The organism is Streptomyces sp. NPDC002566, assembly GCF_042889585.1.
Classification (GTDB): domain Bacteria; phylum Actinomycetota; class Actinomycetes; order Streptomycetales; family Streptomycetaceae; genus Streptomyces.
Window position 1 is genome coordinate 408,169 of record NZ_JBIARD010000001.1, and the last position, 15,714, is coordinate 423,882.

The 15,714-nt window shown below is 69.8% G+C and carries 13 protein-coding genes and 3 pseudogenes; 8 read left to right on the plus strand and 8 right to left on the minus strand.

The annotated features are described in order from the left end of the window. Window positions 1-16: 16 nt before the first annotated feature. The 4 genes from ACFYXA_RS01660 to ACFYXA_RS01675 form a co-directional block, all read right to left on the minus strand. Window positions 17-1,684: an alkaline phosphatase D family protein gene (locus ACFYXA_RS01660; RefSeq protein WP_389027383.1), complete on the minus strand. Its 1,668-nt coding sequence runs from the start codon at window positions 1,682-1,684 to the stop codon at window positions 17-19. Window positions 1,685-2,346: 662 nt separating this feature from the next. Beyond that, a complete protein-coding gene (locus tag ACFYXA_RS01665) occupies window positions 2,347-3,276 on the minus strand; it encodes an anti-sigma factor RsbA family regulatory protein (protein WP_389027385.1) in 930 nt (309 codons plus the stop codon). Next, window positions 3,273-3,608, minus strand: coding sequence for an STAS domain-containing protein (locus ACFYXA_RS01670; protein ID WP_352247322.1), 336 nt, complete (start codon window positions 3,606-3,608; stop codon window positions 3,273-3,275). The genes ACFYXA_RS01665 and ACFYXA_RS01670 overlap by 4 nt, the downstream gene beginning before the upstream one ends. 195 nt (window positions 3,609-3,803) lie before the next feature. Then, window positions 3,804-4,127, minus strand: coding sequence for an STAS domain-containing protein (locus ACFYXA_RS01675; protein WP_389027387.1), 324 nt, complete (start codon window positions 4,125-4,127; stop codon window positions 3,804-3,806). Window positions 4,128-4,408: 281 nt separating this feature from the next. On the opposite strand from ACFYXA_RS01675, the gene ACFYXA_RS01680 reads away from it, so the two are divergent. The 5 genes from ACFYXA_RS01680 to ACFYXA_RS01700 all read left to right on the plus strand — a co-directional run bounded on the left by ACFYXA_RS01680 (window position 4,409) and on the right by ACFYXA_RS01700 (window position 11,268). Further along, window positions 4,409-4,762, plus strand: coding sequence for a DUF805 domain-containing protein (locus tag ACFYXA_RS01680; RefSeq protein WP_389027389.1), 354 nt, complete (start codon window positions 4,409-4,411; stop codon window positions 4,760-4,762). A 315-nt stretch (window positions 4,763-5,077) separates the two neighbouring features. Then, window positions 5,078-6,922, plus strand: coding sequence for a PE-PGRS family protein (locus ACFYXA_RS01685; RefSeq protein WP_389027391.1), 1,845 nt, complete (start codon window positions 5,078-5,080; stop codon window positions 6,920-6,922). Between the two features lie 599 nt (window positions 6,923-7,521). Further along, complete coding sequence (locus ACFYXA_RS01690) at window positions 7,522-8,115, plus strand: RICIN domain-containing protein (RefSeq protein WP_389027393.1); 594 nt, start codon at window positions 7,522-7,524, stop codon at window positions 8,113-8,115. A gap of 791 nt (window positions 8,116-8,906) precedes the next feature. Next, window positions 8,907-9,467, plus strand: coding sequence for an RICIN domain-containing protein (locus ACFYXA_RS01695; protein WP_389027395.1), 561 nt, complete (start codon window positions 8,907-8,909; stop codon window positions 9,465-9,467). 478 nt (window positions 9,468-9,945) lie between these two features. Then, window positions 9,946-11,268, plus strand: coding sequence for an acyltransferase family protein (locus tag ACFYXA_RS01700; RefSeq protein WP_389027397.1), 1,323 nt, complete (start codon window positions 9,946-9,948; stop codon window positions 11,266-11,268). 29 nt (window positions 11,269-11,297) lie between these two features. Here the strand turns inward: ACFYXA_RS01700 and ACFYXA_RS01705 are convergent. Together ACFYXA_RS01705 and ACFYXA_RS01710 are read right to left on the minus strand one after the other, a co-directional pair. Continuing rightward, window positions 11,298-11,440, minus strand: a pseudogene (locus ACFYXA_RS01705) (IS5/IS1182 family transposase); the annotation flags it as partial. A gap of 359 nt (window positions 11,441-11,799) precedes the next feature. Then, a pseudogene (locus tag ACFYXA_RS01710) lies at window positions 11,800-12,402 on the minus strand (transposase family protein); the annotation flags it as partial. Window positions 12,403-12,482: 80 nt separating this feature from the next. Between ACFYXA_RS01710 and rsgA the strand changes: the two are divergent. From rsgA to ACFYXA_RS01725, 3 genes and pseudogenes are all read left to right on the plus strand, one after another. Next, window positions 12,483-13,589: a ribosome small subunit-dependent GTPase A gene (rsgA, locus tag ACFYXA_RS01715; protein ID WP_389027399.1), complete on the plus strand. Its 1,107-nt coding sequence runs from the start codon at window positions 12,483-12,485 to the stop codon at window positions 13,587-13,589. Window positions 13,590-13,663: 74 nt separating this feature from the next. After that, window positions 13,664-14,173, plus strand: a pseudogene (locus ACFYXA_RS01720) (bifunctional transcriptional activator/DNA repair enzyme AdaA); the annotation flags it as partial. A 136-nt stretch (window positions 14,174-14,309) separates the two neighbouring features. Then, entirely contained in the window at window positions 14,310-14,639 is a 330-nt protein-coding gene (locus tag ACFYXA_RS01725; protein WP_389027401.1) for a hypothetical protein, read from the plus strand. A gap of 243 nt (window positions 14,640-14,882) precedes the next feature. Here ACFYXA_RS01725 and ACFYXA_RS01730 read toward each other — a convergent pair whose 3' ends face one another. Next, window positions 14,883-15,092: a DUF397 domain-containing protein gene (locus ACFYXA_RS01730; protein WP_389027403.1), complete on the minus strand. Its 210-nt coding sequence runs from the start codon at window positions 15,090-15,092 to the stop codon at window positions 14,883-14,885. A 370-nt stretch (window positions 15,093-15,462) separates the two neighbouring features. Beyond that, window positions 15,463-15,660 (minus strand): hypothetical protein, encoded by a 198-nt coding sequence (locus tag ACFYXA_RS01735; RefSeq protein ID WP_389027405.1) that lies wholly within the window; start codon window positions 15,658-15,660, stop codon window positions 15,463-15,465. Window positions 15,661-15,714: the final 54 nt, after the last annotated feature.

The window sequence follows — 15,714 nt, forward strand, 5'->3', positions numbered from 1 at the left end:
GCGGGGCTCCTGCCCGTCACACGGGCACGAGCCCCGGATTGCCCGCCTCCGTCACGAACGACGCCGCCGTGGAGAGCGGCGCGCCGGGCGTGGTGACCGCCGAGACGGTCCTGAAGTCGGCGCGCGCCGCCTCCCGGTCCAGCCCCACCCGCACATAGCCGCGCCGGCCGTCGTAGAGCCTCATGTGCGGATTGGCCGTGAGATAGGTCTGCCAGGTCGAAGGGCGCTCGGCGCCGTTCCGGCCGCTCGCGATGGACGTGGCGACGAACTCGGCGCCCAGGTTCCGCGACCCCGGATCGTCGAAGTCGTCCTTGATGTCGAAGGCGTGGCCGACGTGGACGTCACCCGTGAGGACGACGAGGTTGTCCACACCGGCCGCCTTCGCCCCGTCCAGGACGCGCCGCCGGGAGGCGCGGTAGCCGTCCCAGGCGTCCGTCGACATCAGCGCCTGCTCGTTCAGGTCCAGCTTGCGCTGGGAGAAGCACACCTGCTGCGGCATCACGTTCCACAGCGCCCGCGAGGCCTGCCAGCCGTCCAGCAGCCACCGCTCCTGGGCCGCGCCGGTCAGGGTGCGCGCCGGATCGTCCGACTCGGGTCCCGGCACCTGCCTGCCGTCGCCGTAGACCTGGTCGGAGCGGTACTGCCGGGTGTCGAGCACGTCGAACTGGGCGAGGTCGCCCCAGTGCAGCCGCCGGTACATCCGCATGTCCGGCCCGGCGGGCAACTGGGCTGCGCGCAGCGGCTGGTGCTCCCAGTACGCGCGGTAGGCGGCGGCGCGGCGCAGCAGGAACTCCTCCGGCGGACCGCCGTTCTCGTCGATCCCGCCGGCGTAGTCGTTCTCGGTCTCGTGGTCGTCCCACGCGACGACGAAGGGGTGCGCGGCGTGGGCGGCCCTGAGGTCGGGGTCGCTCTTGTAGAGGGCGTACCGCAGCCGGTACTCCTCCAGGGTGACGGTCTCCCGGTTGAACGCCTCGGGCAGCACCCGGTCGGTGTACTTGCGGGCCCCGCCGGCCGCGTCCACCGCGTACTCGTACAGGTAGTCGCCGAGGTGGAAGACGACGTCGACGTCCTCCCCGGCGAGATGGCGGTACGCCGTGTAGTACCCGTCGTGGTACGCCTGGCAGGACACCGCGGCCAGGGACAGCCGGGTGACAGCGGCGCCGGGGGCGGGCGCGGTCCTGGTGCGGCCCGTCTCGCTGATCCAGGGGCCCGCCTTGAACCGGTAGTAGTACACCCGGCCCGGCTGGAGGCCGTCGACGTCGAGGTGCAGGGTGTGGTTGTACTCGGGCACCGCCGTCGTGGTGCCGCCGCGCGCCACTGCGGCGAACCGCTCGTCCTGGGCCACCTCCCAGTCGACGGTCACCGACTGCCCGGCCAGCCCTCCGCCGGGCTCGTACGGGTCGGGGGCCAGGCGGGTCCACAGGACGACGGAGTCGGGGAGCGGGTCCCCTGAGGCGACGCCGAGGGTGAAGGGGTTCTCGGTGATCCGCGCAGCGTCGAGCGCCCGTGCCGTGGCCGCGCCCGCGGCGGGAGCGGGGACGGCGAACGCCAGCGCCGCAGCGGCCGCGCCGAGGGTGAGGAAGCGACGACGTCCGGCGAAGTACCGTGCGGCGGCTCGGAGTTCCGGGTCGTGATCGGGGAAGCGGCGCTCGGGCGGGGGTCGGTGACGGCCTGTCGGACGCATGGGGGCTCGGCTCCCGGTGTGTTCAGGGACGTCTGCGGCCACCGCGGGCCGGAGCCTGCGGGACGGCAGGCGTGACGATGCTAAGCACACGAAGCGCGTATACCGGTGCAGGTGTGACTGCCCGTCAGTTGCATGCCACGGCACCCCGCTTACGCCACACGCCGCGCACGGCGCACGAGGGGGCGCACCGTCGGGAACGCGCCCTTGGGGGTTCGGGGGCGGCGACATCCCGCGGGGGACGCCCAGGCGGGGGCACGCCACCGGCTCGACGCACAGCCACGTCCTTGCTGCCCGGGGACGTGAGGTGTGCGGCCACCGCCGGGGGCGCGCTGGGTGGGTCGCGGCCGCCGCCGGGGCCGCGCTGCTTGGGGTGTGCTCGCCGAGGGTTCGCGCCTGAGGTCGGCAGCGGCGGGGGGCTCGCGGCTGGGGCGTGCCGCTGCCGGTCCGGCGCTACCGTCGCCCGGTCGGGGATGCGCAACCCGGGCACGTGGCCGGGGCGCGCCGCTGGGGATGCCCGGCCGCGGGTCCGGCGCGACCGTCGCGCAGTCGGGGACACGCCGCCCCGGGCCCGGGGCCGGGCGGCGCGCCGATCCTGTCGCAGTCACGTCCTCGCTGCCGAGGCCGGCGTCCGGACCCGCCGCCGGGACGCGCGGCTCGTCGTCTCACATGCCGAGGTAGAAGCGGATCGTCATGCCCTCGTCGGAGGTGTGGACGCGGACCAGGTCCGCGACGTAGTGCACCAGCATCAGGCCCCGGCCGCCGATCTGCCCGCGCTCCGGGGGCCTGCGGCCCGCCAGCGGGTCGATCAGCCGGCCCCCGTCGCGGACCTCGCACACGACCTGTCCCGCCTCGGCCCAGATCCGCAGCGTCCCCGCCCCGCCGCCGTGGACGACGCTGTTGGTGGTCAGCTCCGCGACCGCCAGCTCCGCGTCCTGCAGCCGTTGCCCGGCGAGACCCAGCCGCGCCGCCTCACCGGCGGCGAAGTGGCGCACGTCCGGCAGCTCCTGAGCGCCGTAGGCGAAGGCGGCGGCGTCCGGCGCCGGGACCAGCGCCTCGTTGTAGCGTTCGACGACGGACCGCCAGTCGTAGGACTCGCTGACGCCCTCACTGCCCCCGGCGATGACCGTCGGGTGGGTGACACGCGCGTCGGCCAGCACGCCCGCGTCCAGCCCGGCCTCGTCGTACGGGCAGAGGATCGTCACCGGGCGCCCCGTGAAGGCCGCGTTGATCAACGCCTCGTGCTGCGCGCACGCCGGGTACTCCACCGCGCTGCGCCCGGCCCAGATGGGCTCCCCGATGATGCGTACCCGTCGCTCGGGGTGGGCGTCGGCGAAGCCCCTGAGGATGCGCGGGATGATCCGTCCGGGATTGCGGCCGGCCTCCGTCATGTCCATGAACCGCACGTCCCCGGCGTCCGTGCCCAGTCCGGCCCGGATCAGCTCCAGGTTGGGTCCGGGCACCGCCACGGCGACCGGCTCGCCCGCGGTCAGGCCCTCCCGCACGAAGGACACCGTCTCCCGCACGTACTCGTGCTCGCTGCTGTAGAACAGCGCGGGGTGCGCGAACACCTCCTCCACGGCCACAGAGCTCATCGCGGCGTCACCTCGATCCCGCCCAGACCCGGCCAGAACAGGTTCAGCACCCGCGGCACCTGCGGCGGCGGGCTCTCGACCACGACCCGGCCGGCAGGCAGGTTCATGGCCGTGCGGGCGAGCGCGGAGACCCCGGCGACATCGACGAAACCCACACCCGACAGCTCCACGTAGGACACGTCCGTGTGGCGCCGGGCCAGCTCGGCCAGGGCGCCTTCCCAGGAGGGACGGGTCGCGACACTGATCTCGCCACTGACACATATCCCGGGACGACCGGACAACGGACTCACCTCCAGCACGGTCCCGCCTTGCACCAGTGCGGGTTCCCCCATCTCGTGTGCCGCATCCACACTCGTTCCTCTCAGGCTCCCTCGGCGTCACGCCGCGACCGCCCGGGCTGGTCGAACGCGGCACGGACGAGTGATGGCCTTTCCGGCCACGCAGCCTACCGCGCCCGGTCGCCCGTTCGAGAGCTTCCCCCGCCGGGGGCCGCCCCCGGCCCGCGCCCGCCGGCCGTCCGCTCCGGCTCAGTCGGCCAGCGCCTGTTCGACCGTCGGACAGATGGCGATGACGCCGTCCAGGCCGACGAGCTCCAGCACCCGCAGCACCGGCCCCCGGGGCACGGCGAGCCGCAGCCGGCCGCCGCCCGCCAGGGCCGCGTGATGGGCGGTGACCAGGACGTTCACCCCGGTGGAGTCCATGAAGGTCACCTCGCTCAGATCGATGACCATCCGGCGGCCGCCCCAGCCGTCGGTGGCCTCCAGGGCCGCGCGGAAAGGCCCGCCGGTGTCATGGTCGATCTCACCGCGCGGGCTGACGACGTCGACGCCGTCCACGGTGCTGCGGGACACGGACAGCCTCTGCGGAACGTCCGCTCCATGGGTGTCTGCCACGCGTACCCCCAAGGCCTCTCGATCGGGCCGCACACGGCCCACGGGTGTGCTGCCGAGAGATCTTACGGGGGGAACGGCGCCGTGGTGGTCGTCGAAAAATCGATCACGTCCTCACGCCTGGTAACCGAAGCGCTGCGGCCGTATAACAGGTTGACCAGCACACGCCAAAACTCTGGATTCCGGCCAACTGGCCTGATCTGCTGGAGATCACACAAAGACTTCTCCTGGGGGGACGAGCAATGCATTGGTACGTGGACGTACTGAAGAAGTACGCGGTGTTCGGCGGACGCGCGCGTCGGCAGGAATACTGGATGTTCACCCTGTTCAGCGTGATCGTCAGCATCGTGCTGGCGATCATCGACGCCGTGATCGGGTCGAGCATCCTCGGCATCATCTACTCCCTCGCCGTCCTGCTGCCCTCGCTGGGCGTCGCGGTCCGCCGGCTGCACGACACCGACAGGTCCGGCTGGTGGCTGCTCATCGTCCTCATCCCGCTGATCGGCGCGATCGTCCTGATCGTGTTCCTCGCCAGCGAGGGCAAGCGCGGCCCCAACCAGTACGGCCCCGACCCGAAGACGGCCGACGCCTTCTGACCCGTCGCAGCCGACGCACACACACGACAGCAGGGCCCCTCGCCACCCCGGACGACCAACCCGTCCGTCCGGCCGAGGGGCCCTGCCGCCGTCGCAGCCGACGACTCAGGACCTCCGTATCCACCTCGTCCGCCGTGGAGGAGGTGGACGAAGATGGCCGTCGTGACGGGTGGGATGTGTGAAACGGGTGACCTTCATGAACTGCTCCGACGCGCCGGCCTGGAGGTGGTCGGCGACGGCAGGCCTTCAAGGGCGCGGCCCGCAGCGGCGGCCTGGCGCCCTGTGGTCGCGGGGAGCACGGAGCCCACGCTCGCGGTGCCGGCCGACCGTGCCGACCTGGTTGCCGAGGTGAACCGGCAATGGCACCGACTCGCCGCCGAGCACGACGTGATCAACGCGGACGGGGAGTTCCTGATCAGCGTCGCCGACCAGGGCTGCACCCGCTGCGAAGACGGCCGATGGACCACAGTGCGGCTGGCGGATCAGTGGGATCCGGCCGGTCTTCTCGGCCCGAAGGCGGGCCGGCAGGAATGCGTGGCGATGTCCCTGGACGGAGAGAGCGTCCTGGGCGTCACCGCCGAGGAGCACGCGGTCCGGTTCGTCGCCGTCGCCCCGTTCACCGACTGGCTGGAGGCGTCGGCGCAGGCCCGGGCCGCGGAGAGTCCGCAGGAGCGGGAGGCCGACTGGGACATCGTCCTGCGGTGGAAGACCGCTTCGGCCGGGCTGCGGGGAGCATGGCGCGACGGGCTGGCGAGAAACCCCTCCGCGTCCGCGTCCGTGCTGCTCCGTCTCCTCGACATCGCTCCCGAGGAGCGGCCCCCGTACTGGCTCGTCTACAGGGAGCTCCCCGAGGACGTCGTCGAGGCCTGGATCGCGCACCCCGAGTGGCGGGTACGCAAACTGCTGGCGGAGCGATGGCTCCTCAGCGCCGAACAGCGGGCCGAACTCTTCCGCGATCCCGACCCCCACCATCGGTGGATCCTCCTCACGACCGCGGCGGACCACGGATCAGCGCTCACCGCCGCGACGTACGCCCAGCTCGCCGCCGATCCCAGCCCGCGCGTGCGTGCCGAACTGGCCCGGCACCGCGACCTGCCGGTGCGGCACCTCACCGCGCTCGCCGCCGATCCGGACCCCTCGGTACGCGCGGTGGCCGTCCCGCGCGCCTGGAACCACCTGCACCCTTCGGCGCGGGCGGCCCTCCTCGCGGACCCGGATGCCGAGGTACGAACCGAAGCCGTCCTGCGGCACCACAGTGCCACCCCGCTCTCGGCGGCCGACTTCGTCGAACTCCCCGACGACGGACAGCGAAAGCGCGCTGCTCGTACCTGTGTTCTCGCCCGTGAGCTGGCCGAGGACCTGGTCCACGGCGCCGACACCGCTCTGCGCGGCTCCGTCGCGGAGAACCCGAACCTGGACACCGACCTGGTGGCCCTGCTCGGCCGCGACCCGGAGCCCTACGTCCGCTATTCGGTCTCCGTCCGCCCGGACCTCACCGAAGCGGAACGCTCGCGCATCGCCGTCGAGTTCGACCCCGACGCTCGCTGCAGCCCCCTCCAGTGGGTCCGGGACCTGGAGGACGACGAGGAGGCCATGCGGCGCTGCGCCACCTCCGCGCACGTGATGCTCCGCCGCAGCGCCGCATGGGCGAAGAACCTGCCGCCCGACGTGGTGGACCTGCTCGCGCACGACGAGGACTGGCTCGTCCGGCTGTTCCTGGCCGAACACTGCGCCCAGGCTCCGGCCGCCTTACTGCTGGAGATGGTGCGGAGCTGGAACGGCTTCTCAGCCGCACGGATGATCGAGCACCCCAACTTCCCCCGGCAGGGAGCCGTGCGCCACGCGGACGACCCCGACCCCCGTACGCGCAGGCTCGCTCTCCTCGATCCTGAGTCGACCGCCGAGCTGGTGGAGCGGTTCAGCCGGGACGCCGACTCGGGCGTCCGCCGGCACGCCCTGTGCGACCAGCGCCTGTCCGCCGCGTCCGTGGTCCGCATGCTCGACGACCCGCACCAGCGCACACGGGAGACGGCAGCAGCCGACCCACGCCTGCCCACCCGCGTGCTGGCCGCCCTCCTGCACGACACCGCGACCGCAGCCGCCGCAGCCGAGAACCCCGCCATCCCCGAAGCCCTCATGCACCACCTGCTGAACCGGTGACCGACGAGCCGCGGGCCTTGTCCGACGTGCGGCTGCAGGGAGCCTGAAGTGGTCTGTTGTTGCCGCTCAGGTTGGAGCCCCACTCCGGTGCTCGTCGACGGGCGAAACCTGCTGGGCCCCGACTCCATGGCCGACGCCGGCTACACGCGCCTGAGCGTGGGACGAGCCACAGCCTGAACCCGCCTGTAGGCCCTCCCTGGCAGCGGGCCCACCACCAGTCGACCACCGGTGCCGGCTCCCGTCCCTGGCGACGTCCGCGAGGCGCCCGCCGTGGTGCCTTCGCGCCGAGATTGCCGGGGCTGTGATCGGCGGGGCTTTCACCGTAGTGGAAGCGGATCTTGGCCAACTGCCGTGCGGTCAGACTGTGGCTTCGCGGTTGGTGATGGCAGCTACGAGATGCTGGTCAGGGCTGTGAGAAACGTTCTGAACTGCGGGGATACAAACGAGGCTACCCAAGCGCCCATGAGCCGGGCCCTAAGTCACCCAGTGTCAATAAAGCGCTTTCAGTCGAACCTCTGGAACGATCTAGCGAATCGTCGACTCCGCTTGGTTGAGTACTCCAGGTCAACCCGTACACACCAAAGGTGAGGAGACACCTCATGAGCACCTTGCGTGCCAAGAACGCCGTCGCAGCTGCTGTGATGGGAGCGCTGCTTTCGGTCGCCAGCCCGGCGATTGCCTCTGCCCAGTCGCCGAGCGGCTCTTGGGCCCCGAACCCTCTACCGCTCGCCTCCCTCAAGGGTCATGACCAGGCTGCAGCCGTCACGACGGTTGGGCTCAGGAACGGGAAGTCCGGGAAATTCCTCCAGCCCACTGGCAACAGCACGGCGAACGGTGCGAGAGTTGTTCAGCAGCCGGGGAACGACCAGAACTCCTCGCAGTACTGGAACATGATTCCTGACGGCAACTTCTTCAGCTTCGAGAACGGCCGTTCGGGCAAAAACCTGGGCATCGACGGCGCCAGCACCGCGGCTGGCGCGGCGGCCATCATCGCAAATGGGTCCGGCGACTTGAATCAGGACTGGTTGATCATTCCGGTCGACGGCGGGGTGCCGGACGACGCCGTACTGCAGAATCGCAAGAGCGGCTTGTGCCTGGGAATCTCGGGTGCCAGTACCGCAAACGGGGCACAGGCCGCCCAGTTCGCCTGTGATGGGTCGGCCAATCAGATCTGGGTGCTCGACCTGCTGTGACCGGGCAGCCCAGGCGCGGCGCGCCTCTTCGCCTCCTCTGCTTGATTCTTCGGCGGCCAGGTGAGAGCGGGGAGAGTGGCGGTGATGTGATCGCCGCCGTCCAGCACGGGAGCCCCAGGGACGCGGCGAACGCCCCAGCCGCTCGCTGATGGCGTGGCCGGCCCGGCGGTCGAAGGTGAAGATGTGGCCGGTCCCGTCCCCCAGAGCCAGCCGTCGAGATGGGTGGGGTTGAAGGTGTTGGGGGGCTCCAGCCGCTGCTTACTGAGTCCGCGTCCACGCCGGTGAGACGGATTGTGGCGGCGGCATGCAGGCGTGGTCCTCCTGTTACTCGCGGTGGCGGACCGCGCCTGCCTGTGGGGCCGACTGTGCTGGCTCAAGCGCCGTCAGGAAGGGCCTGCCTCGGATCGGCGCACATCCGCACGGACCCGGGACTGGCCGGGGGGGGCAGCTCGTTCGCCGAAGTCCCCTCGACGAATGGATCGCGTTGAGGGCGAAGGTGGTGCCGGCTGAGACCCTGCACGCGGATCAGTGGCAGTGGGCCAACTGGGCACATCCATTGACCAGATGGCAAACGACGACCGCGAAGACCGCTCCCCTCAGAGGTGTGCAGGTCCGCGGCGACTCGTCTCCGGCACCGGCTGCGCTGTTGGTGCCGACAACGTGAATCAAGTCAACCGACGCGCAAGGTGCCTTGTTTCCAGCCAATTTTTCGAACTGGAGAACGAATTTTCCTGGAGAGATGGTTGAGTACTCGCCGCAACACCATCGCAAACACTGCAAGGGAACATGTCATGCGCACAACACGTACTAAGACTGCGGCAACCATGCTGGCCGGCGCGTTGCTGGCAGTGGCCAGTCCTGCACTTGCACACGCCCAGCCGTCGCAGGGCAGTGACACGACGACGGTCAGCCAGAGCAGTGAAGCGATGGCACCCCGCGCAGTCATCACGACTCGAATCAAGAACCGCAAGTCCGGCAAGTTCCTGCAGGCCGTGAGTACCGCCAACGGGGCGCGTGTTGTGCAGCAGGAGAACGTCAGCACCAGCCTGCAGGTGTGGGAGCCCTACACGTTCGACGGCTACTGGACGTTTGAGAACCACGGAGCGGGGCGCAACCTCGGAATCGATGGTGCCAGCACTGCCTCCGGCGCGGCGGCCATCATCGCGGACGGGTCCAGCGACAGCAACCAGGACTGGGTGAAGCAGTTCACCACCGGTGACTACTTCAGACTGATGAATCGGAAGAGTTCCCTGTGCCTCGGCGTTTCGGGCGGCAGTACCGCCAACGGCGCGGCGGTCGGCCAGTTCCCCTGTGATGGCTCCACCAATCAGCAGTGGGTGACGCAAGGCTGACCAGCCGTTCAGCAATGGCTTTCCGACCGGGTCCGCCCTGCCGCAATGCGGTTCGAGATCCTAGTCTGAGCCGTTCCGACATCTGAGTCGGCCATCCGGGTGCCCCAGGCTCTACCGGCCAGGGGCGCCTGCATGCTCCCTACCCGAGCGGGAAACATGGCCTCGGTCACCGTGGCTGAATGCTGCCACTTCAACCGCGACACATGAACTGGCGGCTCACGTGTCGTAGTGGCGACAGCAAAAAAGTGAGGGCCCAAACTGGGCGGCAAGCTAGCACCATCGTGCCCTCCCCTACGTGATCCTTCACGCCATCATTCGCTGGATCGCAGACGTTGGTAAAGCGGTCCGACTTGCTCGCGCTGCCGCCCTGCTGCCGACAGCCCGACTTGGAGCGCGTCATGACGGCCCGAACCCGAGCGCCGGGCCGTTGCGATGGCAGGTTCTGGGCAACTGGCCGAGAGAGCGCCGGGGTCGGAGAATGATCGATGCGCAGTTGAACATCGGGAGGCTGCTGCACGTGAAGAGCAGTATGGAAGCCCCCCATCGCGTCGAGCCTGCACCGCAACCGTCACCCTCTGCACCGCTACACTCAGCCGCGCGTCGGACGGTGGCGGATTCATCGCGGCTGGGATGGCTGGACGCGTTGCGTGGCATCGCGGCGCTCGTCGTGGTGTTCGACCACTCGTCGTACGCCTTCATGGCAGAGTTCCGGGGCGAGTTGATGCCGGAATTCAACACCAGTAGGTACGGCATCATGGTGTTCTTCCTCGTGAGCGGATACATCATTCCGGCCTCGCTCGAGCGGCGGGGTTGTGTCCGGACCTTCTGGATCGGGCGAATCTTCCGCATCTATCCGCTGTGGGCAGCTGTGGTCGGCGCGGTTATTGTCGCCAATGCGCTGGGTTTCGCGAAAATTCGTGACTTCGACGGTCAGAACATCGCCTCGGTGGCCGCCGCCCACGCCACCCTTCTGCAGGAGCTGCTGGGAACGCCCAACCTCCTGCTTGTCCTATGGACGCTTTCGTACGAGATGGCCTTTTATCTGCTGGTGGTGGCGCTTTTCTCTCTGAGGCTTCACAAGCAGTCGGCACCGGTCGCCGTGACGCTCGCGGCGCTGGCCGCAGGGAGTGTGACGGTGGCGAGTGCATTGCCGGTGTCTGCTCTCACCCGCACGGTTGGAACCGGCCCGCTGGTAGCCCTCGCCGCGACCGTCATGGTGGCCGCCATCTGCTGTGCGAGCGGCACATCTGGCGCGCTACGGGTGTCGGGAGGTGTCCTGGGCGGGGTGCTGGGGCTCGTGCTGGTCGCCTTCAACAGCACGGTTCCCATGTGGGAAGGCCTGGTGATCCTTGCCGTCATGTTCTTGGGCACCGCCGTGTACCGAGCCGAGAGCGGCCAGACTACCTGGAGGTTTGCGGCCTTCACCGCGACCGCCGTGGTGGCCTGCGCGGTGGGGGCGGCCTACAGCTACGGCAACGGGGCCCACTTCACGCGGCGTGCCTGGATCGCCTCGTTCCTGCTGGCCGTGCTCACGTTCGGCGTGGGGTTTGCGGTTCGCCAGCGTCTGATACCGCGCTGGCTGACGTGGCTCGGGACGATCAGCTACTCGGTCTACCTGGTGCACCCAGTCCTGCTGGCCGTCACCGACGGCACGATCGGCCGCTGGCGGGAAAACAAGCCCCTGCTTGAGCTGGGCTTCTACGCCGTGCTGCTGCCCCTGTGCATACTGACCTACCGTTACATCGAGTCGCCAGGACAGTCGTTGGGCCGAAAGGTGGCACGTCGCGCTCGACAGCGGTGACGAGCGCCCGGTCCGAAAGATCCGAGGTCCCAGGCGAAGGTCCGCTCGACGACCCAGCCGGTTTCCCCAGTCCGGAACCGTGCGGGGTGCCCTACCGGGCGAACTTCCGCGTGCCGCGGGCCCGGAGAAGCCGACGGTACTTGTCATAGTCATAGCCTCGGTCGTCGAACAGTCAGCCAAGCGACTCCTCGGATCTTCCAGATGGCGTGCGACACGCTCGGAGCCCGGCGAAGCACTCATGGTGGGAGACGAGCCTATTGCGGACGTCGGCGCTGCGGAACTGGGGTGCCAGGCCCACCTGGTCGCCTCTTGCTCGTGGTCCGGCGTCCCGGCGCACTGGTCGAGGTGCTCCAACTCCTCTGACGTGGCCGTACCGACACGACTTTCGGCCCAATCAGCTCTTCCAGCCTTGCCGCTCCAGGGTGAGGACGGCTGCAGCGATTGACGACATTCGATTCGGACTGCATCTTGACCTGCGGAAGACAGGCCACGACTTGAGGCGTGCGACGCCGCGCTCGACCGGTGCCCGGGCTGCGGACAGCGCGCGATTGAGGTTTGCTGGGTGGGGGTGAGGCCACGGCCGGCGAGGACCGGGACGCCCTGGCGTTCGCAAATTCGGATGACCCGGTGGGTGCGGGCGGCGGTCAGGTCGTGCGCGCGGCCGGGCAGTGTGGGTGAGATCCCCAGCAGCCGGCCATCCGGATCGGTCACCAGTTGCACGTTCACGCCGCGTCGGCGGTGCTTGTGGGAGTAGTCGGCGCGGCCGTCGCCGACCCGGTCGCACTCGGCGAGAGTGCCGTCGAGCAGGACGTAGTCGGGATCGGTCTCGCGCAACACCTTGAGCAGGCCTGGTGCACGCCGTCGCCGCCTCGGCAGCAAAGACGAGTTCGCCGTGTACCTTGACGCTCTGCCTGCCGGGCAGAAGCGCAAGCGGGAACCTGATGCGGCTCCTTGACCAGCACGGGTTGTGACCCCAGCAGAAAATCGGTGGTGCCGGAATGCGCCCCTGTCTAGGCTCAGTTCCGCATCCGGCGGTGGCCGTCTGCCGCTGTCGTTCGACAGGTGAGAAACGGGAGGTGTTGACCGATGACTGTCTTCACGACGGGCGTTGCCCGCGATCAGAAGTCCGTTCACTCCACCTCCGTGGCCTCCGGCTGACCTTTCTCACGGCGCGCGCGTGCGCGGTGCCGGGGCCGCCCTGTGAAGGGTTCCCCTTGAGTTCCTCTTCTTCTTCGGCTTCTTCCGCTTCGTCGCACCCTCTCCTTCCGTACGGCTGGGACGAGGACTGGCAGTCGCAGTTCGCTCCGTACGCCGCGCAGGGCCTCGTGCCCGGCCGGGTCGTACGGGTCGACCGCGGGCAGTGCGACGTCGTCACCGGCGACGGCGTCGTCCGCGCGGACACCGCCTTCGTCACCCCGCACGACCCCCTGCGGGTCGTCTGCACCGGCGACTGGGTCGCCGTCGACCCCGACGGAAACCCCCGCTACGCGCGCGTGTACCTGCCGCGCCGCACCGCCTTCGTGCGGTCCACCTCCTCCAAGCGGTCCGAGGGGCAGATCCTCGCCGCCAACGTCGACCACGCCGTCGTCGCCCTGTCGCTGGCGGTCGAACTGGACCTCGGCCGGGTCGAACGGTTCCTGGCGCTGGCCTGGGAGTCCGGTGCACAGCCCGTCGTCGTGCTCACCAAGGCCGACCTCGTGCCGGACGCGGACGTCCTCGCGCACCTCGTCGAGGACGTCGTCCGCAGCGCCCCCGGGGTGCCCGTGCTCACCGTCAGCGCGCGCGAGGGGGAGGGCGTCGACGCGCTCGCCGCGCTCCTCGGCCGGGGCACCTCCGTGCTGCTCGGCGCCTCCGGCGCGGGCAAGTCGACGCTCGCCAACGCGCTCACCGGCGAGGACGTCATGGACGTGCAGGCCACGCGCGACATGGACGGCAAGGGCCGCCACACCACCACGACCCGCAACCTGCTGCCCCTGCCCGGCGGCGGGGTCCTGATCGACACGCCGGGACTGCGCGGCGTGGGGCTGTGGGACGCCGGACACGGGGTCGGGCAGGTCTTCTCCGAGATCGAGGAGCTCGCCCCGCGCTGCCGGTTCCAGGACTGCGCCCACGAGGCCGAGCCCGGGTGCGCGGTGCTCGCCGCCGTCGACAGCGGCGAACTGTCCGTCCGACGGCTGGACAGCTACCGCAAGCTGGTCCGGGAGAACCAGTGGATCGTCGCCAAGTCCGACGCCCGCTCCCGGGCCGGCCAGCGCAAGGAGTGGAAGCGCAGGCAGGCGACGGGGCGCGCGGCGGCGCGTGCCAAGCGCGGGGAGTGGTGAGCGGCGGGGATCGCTGAACGCCATGTCCGATTCCCGCTGGCGGGAACGTGCGTCACGGGCCAAGACTGGGACCCGTGACGCACGAGGACACTCCCGACCAGGACACCCGGTACGAGGCCGTCCGCAGCCGGGACGCCCGTTTCGACGGCGCCTTCTTCTTCGCCGTCGCGACGACCGGGGTCTACTGCCGGCCCAGCTGCCCCGCAGTGACGCCGAAGCGGCGCAACGTGCGCTTCTTCGCGACGGCCGCCGCCGCGCAGGGCTCGGGCTTCCGGGCCTGCCGGCGGTGCCGGCCCGACGCCGGCCCCGGCTCGCCCGACTGGAACGTGCGCGCCGACGTCGTGGGCCGCGCCATGCGGCTGATCGGCGACGGGGTCGTCGACCGGGAGGGCGTCGCCGGGCTCGCCGCCCGCCTCGGCTACAGCGCCCGGCAGGTGCAGCGGCAGCTCACCGCCGAACTCGGGGCCGGTCCCGTCGCGCTCGCCCGGGCGCAGCGCGCGCACACCGCGCGCGTGCTGCTGCAGACGACCGCGATGCCGGTCACCGAGATCGCCTTCGCGTCCGGCTTTCCGAAGGGACGGAAGTAACAGTTCTAGCATGTCCAGCGTGCCCAGGTCAGTCCGTTTCCCTGGCAAGTTGCCGTGCGCACAGGGCCGTTCGCGCCCCCTGCGATACGTAGCGTGGACGTCACCGACACAGCGCGATCGATGGGGAGTCGTCATGCCTGAAAATCTTCGCCGCCTTCCATGGACCGGCCCCGACGGTGAACCGGAGTACGCAGCGCCCGGTGAAGTGGACGACTTCGCTGACAAGGAAGAAGCCCACATGATCAGCATGGCGCGCAACGATGCCCGGTACGCGTTGGCCATGGTCGACCGTCCAGACGTTTCGCATGACGACCTTCGCCGTCTCGTTCGCACGTTGGTTGATCACGTGGTGTGCGTCGGGCGCGTAGCGGACATGCGCGAGGAACGTCTTAAGGACCCTTCGTACGGTCCGGCGGTACGGGCTATTGAAGGGGCTTTGCGGAAGGCACTTCCGACCCGCTGACACCCGTAGGCCCCGCCCACACGCCACGGGGGGTGAACGCATGGACGGGGCAGTCAGTGGCTCAGTGCCTGCGGGGCGCAGTAGCGGCGCGAGTTGCAGAGTTGCGCCACCACCACAGCCCCTTGCAGGTGGGCGCTGAGAGGTTGAAGAAGTACCCGCAGTGAGGACACCAGGGAAGCCCGTTCTCCGGGTCGGTGGGGCACTCTGCGGAACAGCGCGGGCACTTCTCCACGTGACCTACTCTCAGGCGCTCAGATCGAACTCTCCGGCCTTGATAGCACCCGTCAGGGTCTCCCACTGGTCGGGCGTCATGGTGACGATGGTGTCGGGGCGCTCGCTGTCGCGCAACGCCACCACCCCCGGCACGTTCACGGCCACCTGCGGGCAGTTGCCGACCTTCTTGTCACGGCAGGCCGACGCGCTGACGAAGTCGTAACTCGGGATCGCGCTCATGGTGCCTTCCCCTTCGCTGGACTACTCGGGGATTCGGTCCCCGTGCCGTGTTGCAATCCGCCCCGGCGCTCACCGGGCGGAAGTCATAGCCAGCGGATCGGCTCAGCGTCTCCGCCGACGCAGCGGGGGCAGGGGCGCTTCTCAGTCCACCCGCAGAGATCACAGCCCCCGAACCCGCAGCACCCGTCACACCAGATGGCCCGGTGCCCGGCGCACGCCCCGCAAAGGTCCCCGTCCGTCCACAGCGACCAACTTGGAACCCCACCGGTTCGTCCCGCGCGGGGCTTCGGGTGGACGGGCTTCTGATCCGCTGGACGCATCCGCCGACGCCCTACCGGGGCAGCGCGGGGACGCTCCGGTGCCGTCGTCATCAGTGCCCCTCGGGATGCCTTCGCATGAGGACGTTGCAGTCAGTCACGGTCGTCCAGTCGCCACCCGTTCGCGCACGGTCCCGAACGTTGGCCAACTCTCGACAGCCGGCGCACCCGTCCACCGGGAGCGGCTCCAACTCCCGTGTCGTATACGGGAGTTCAACCGGCGCGCTGCTGTACCTAGTCGGTTCCGTCATGTGCCCCAGGGTCCGCCCGAAATGGATTTAAGGACTAGCGGCCACCTGTAGGCC